Source organism: Pararhizobium sp. P1_E7, assembly GCF_056405855.1.
Genome location: NZ_JBFUBH010000152.1, coordinates 1 through 3387 on the forward strand (window position 1 = coordinate 1; position 3387 = coordinate 3387).

Genomic DNA, 3387 nt, shown 5'->3' on the forward strand with positions numbered 1-3387 from the left:
ATCGTGCGGGCGTCGCTGCTGGCATTGAGCGATCCGGATCTTCGCGACGGAAATATCCTCAACACGATCTATGCGCTTGCCATCAAACATCGCCTTGATGCATTTTCGCCAGACGACAATGACGATGACAACGATGCCACCGACGCGCCTCAGATCTCCACAAAAGACGATCAGAAGTCCGAGCCCAAAGCAAAAAAGCAGCAGAAGGTGGCGAAGGAGGAAGTGAAGTCGGACGCGCACAATGGCGAAGTGCAGGCTTAGGTGTAAAAGGGGAACCAAGACCAACCCCTGGCAAAGGGTGGCGTTTGATCAACTCTTGCGGTGTTGTCATGCATGGATGGCGCCGCGGCGCCTATCATCATCGATACTTATTCGGGACGTAAAGCTCCGGCGGAACCGGGACGCGGGTGTAGTCAGCGTTGCGGGCACCAATATTCTTCACGCGACCTATGCGCTGGCCAACAAGCATAGGCTCGACACGTCGTCGAACGACAATGTCGATGAGCCGGAAACTGTCTTAGCCCAGCCGCCGGAGAAGGCCAAGCGGGCTTCAAAATGGCAGTTGGCAGGCGGTCGTTGTCATCGTGCTGCGGAATTTTTGAAGCATACAGATGTCATCAACATTTCAGCGCGGATATCAGACAGGTGCCCACATGACCGAAATCGAACTGAAGCTCGAAATCCTGCCTGCGGATCTCGACACCCTTCTCGGTTCCGACCTTCTTGGCGATCCAGTCGAGGTCGTTGAGCAGCACTCCACGTATTTCGACGCTACGGACCATCGCCTGCACAACTCTGGCTTCACGCTGCGCATCCGTCGTTCCGGCGAGGCAAGGGTTCAGTCGGTGAAGGCGACCGGACCAGGGGCATCCCTGTTTGCACGCAGCGAATGGGAGACGCCCGTTACTGGCGACGAACCGGTCCTCGATCACTCGAGCCCGCTCCTCAATGAGTTCGGGCCTGTAGCAGCAGAGCTTTTGCCCCAGTTCGAGATATCCATTCAGAGACGGGTCTGGAACCTGACGGAGAATGGATCGAAGATCGAAGCGGTCGTAGACACTGGGCTTGTCACGGCCGGGGATCGCCACACACCCATCCTTGAGATGGAACTCGAACTCAAGGATGGTAACGCCAGCGATCTCTTCGTGCTGGCGCGCAGGATCGAGGTTATCGTCCCCTGCAAGTTCGGAGTGCTTTCGAAAGCCGAGCGTGGCTATCGGATGCTTCAGGCGTTGCGAATAGTCGTAAAGGCGGAGCCGATCGAACTTGAACGCGGGATAGCAGTTTCGGAAGCCTTTCAGACGATTGCGGGGTCCTGCTTCCGCCAGTTCCGCATGAACGAGGCCATTCTCCTGGATAGGAAGAACGTCGAGGCGCTTCATCAGGCGCGCGTGGCCCTGAGACGTCTCCGCTCTGTGATCTCTCTCTTCAAGCCGTTGTTCCGGGATGAAACTGGGAAACGGATATCAGGCGAATTCCGTTGGCTCGCAGGCATCCTCGGCGAGGCGCGCAATCTCGACGTGCTGCTGCCGAACGCGGACGAGTTGCGGGAACGGTTGGGCGAGGCGCGGACATCGGCATACGGGGATGTCATGGACGCGCTTGGATCGTTTCGTGCAAGGGCGCTCATGATGGACTTCAATGAGTGGCTCCGTTGTGGAGAATATCTCGTGCCCGCAGCCACTCCGGAATACCCGCAGACATCTGCTATTGAGTTCGCCTGCGAGGCGCTGGAGAAGCTGCGCAGGAAACTGAAGAAACATGGGCGCGAACTTGCTCGCATCGATGACGACCAGCGGCACGAGGTGCGCAAGGACTCAAAGAAGCTGCGCTATGCGGTAGAGTTTTTCGGGTCGCTCTTCGCAGACAAGCGCGGCTCGCGCCGATATAAACGTTTCATCGCCGCCATGGAAACACTCCAGGGTACGCTTGGGGCCTTGAACGATCTCGTGACGGGGCCGGATGTTCTCGACAAGCATGGGCTTCGCGATCATCCGGAAGCGGCTCAGCTCCTTTCACATGCTGACAAGTCTGCTCTCATCAGGAAAGCCCAGGATGCGCTGGACGAYGTACTCGATGCGAAGCGGTTCTGGAGATGATCAGCTGCGTCATCGAAGTGACGCAAGTCCCTGCTAACCCTCCTACGAGAGCACGTCCCCTCTTTATGTGTCATCAAATTCGACCTCGCCTCGGCGGGGTCTTTTTTTGCTTGAAGGAAATGGAAAAAGACCCTTCTCGGGGAGGCCGGGAAGGGTCAAATGTTTTCGTGCTGAAATGGCCATGCTGCAAAGGTCCGCTCCCTCGGCCTTATTCAATATTACTTATGTGTGTGAAAAGTTGATGTCAGCGCCCGTCTGAAGCGATCCGCCGTTGATCCTGGTCCCCTATGACAGCGGTATGTCATCAGCCACGTGGCCTGCCCCCATCGGGTGATCCTGGTTTAATGTTAGTGCATTCTGGGTCTGGCCGCTACCGCCGGGGTTGATGCCGGTCCGTTCTGACGCGGCCACACGGTGGCTTCGGGTGCTGGTGGCTTGTAGTTCAGTGATGAGTGCGGACGCACGGTGTTGTAGTGCTGCCGCCAACTCTCGATGATGATCTTTGCCTCCTTGAGCGTGTAGAAAATTTCTCCGTTGAGCAGTTCGTCCCTGAGCTTCGAGTTGAAGCTTTCGCAATAACCGTTCTCCCACGGGCTGCCCGGCATGATGTAGGCCGTCTTGGCACCGACCAGCGCAATCCATTCCCTCAAAGCCTTGGCAATGAATTCGGGACCGTTGTCAGAACGAATATGTGCCGGGACGCCGCGCAGGATGAAGAGGTCGGAGAGCACATCGATGACGTCGACAGCCTTCAGCTTTCTCTCGACCCTGATAGCGATGTATTCCCGTGTGAACTCGTCGATCACATCAGCGCAAACGCAAAGCGTTTGTCGCGAACATGCGTAGCTTTCTGCCGTTGTGGGTCCGGTCTTCGACAAAATCGTAGGACCAGACATGATTGGGGTACTCCGGCCGAAGCCGGATACATGAGCTTTCGTTCAGCCAGAGCCGACCGCGCTTTGGTTGCTTGTAGGGAACCTTCAGCCCCTCCCGTCGCCATATCCGCTCGACCCGTTTGACGTTCACGATCCAGCCCGCCTGGTGCAGCATCGCCGTGATGCGACGATAGCCATAGCGGCCATACTGGAGAGCGAGTGCCGTGATGTCGGCGGTCAATGCCGCCTCGTCAGCCGGTGTCTTTGCGATTTTGCGCTGCGTAGAACGATGCTGGCCGAGAACCCGGCATGCCCGTCGTTCGGACACGCCCAGTTCTGCGGTGACATGGTCCACACAGGCACGGCGGCGGGCGGGGCTTAGAAGTTTCCCCTGGCAGCCTCCGCCAGGATCA

Annotated in this window: 1 protein-coding gene and 2 pseudogenes; 2 read left to right on the plus strand and 1 reads right to left on the minus strand. The window is 57.6% G+C overall.

The features are described 5' to 3' along the window. Both AC1D17_RS28135 and AC1D17_RS28140 read left to right on the plus strand, forming a co-directional pair. Nucleotides 1-261: pseudogene (locus AC1D17_RS28135) on the plus strand (hypothetical protein); the annotation flags it as partial. Between the two features lie 392 nt (nucleotides 262-653). Beyond that, on the plus strand, nucleotides 654-2099 hold the full coding sequence (locus tag AC1D17_RS28140; protein WP_477568517.1) for a CYTH and CHAD domain-containing protein: 1446 nt from the start codon (nucleotides 654-656) through the stop codon (nucleotides 2097-2099). Nucleotides 2100-2446: 347 nt separating this feature from the next. Here the strand turns inward: AC1D17_RS28140 and AC1D17_RS28145 are convergent. Continuing rightward, nucleotides 2447-3387 (minus strand): annotated as a pseudogene (locus AC1D17_RS28145) (IS3 family transposase); the annotation flags it as partial.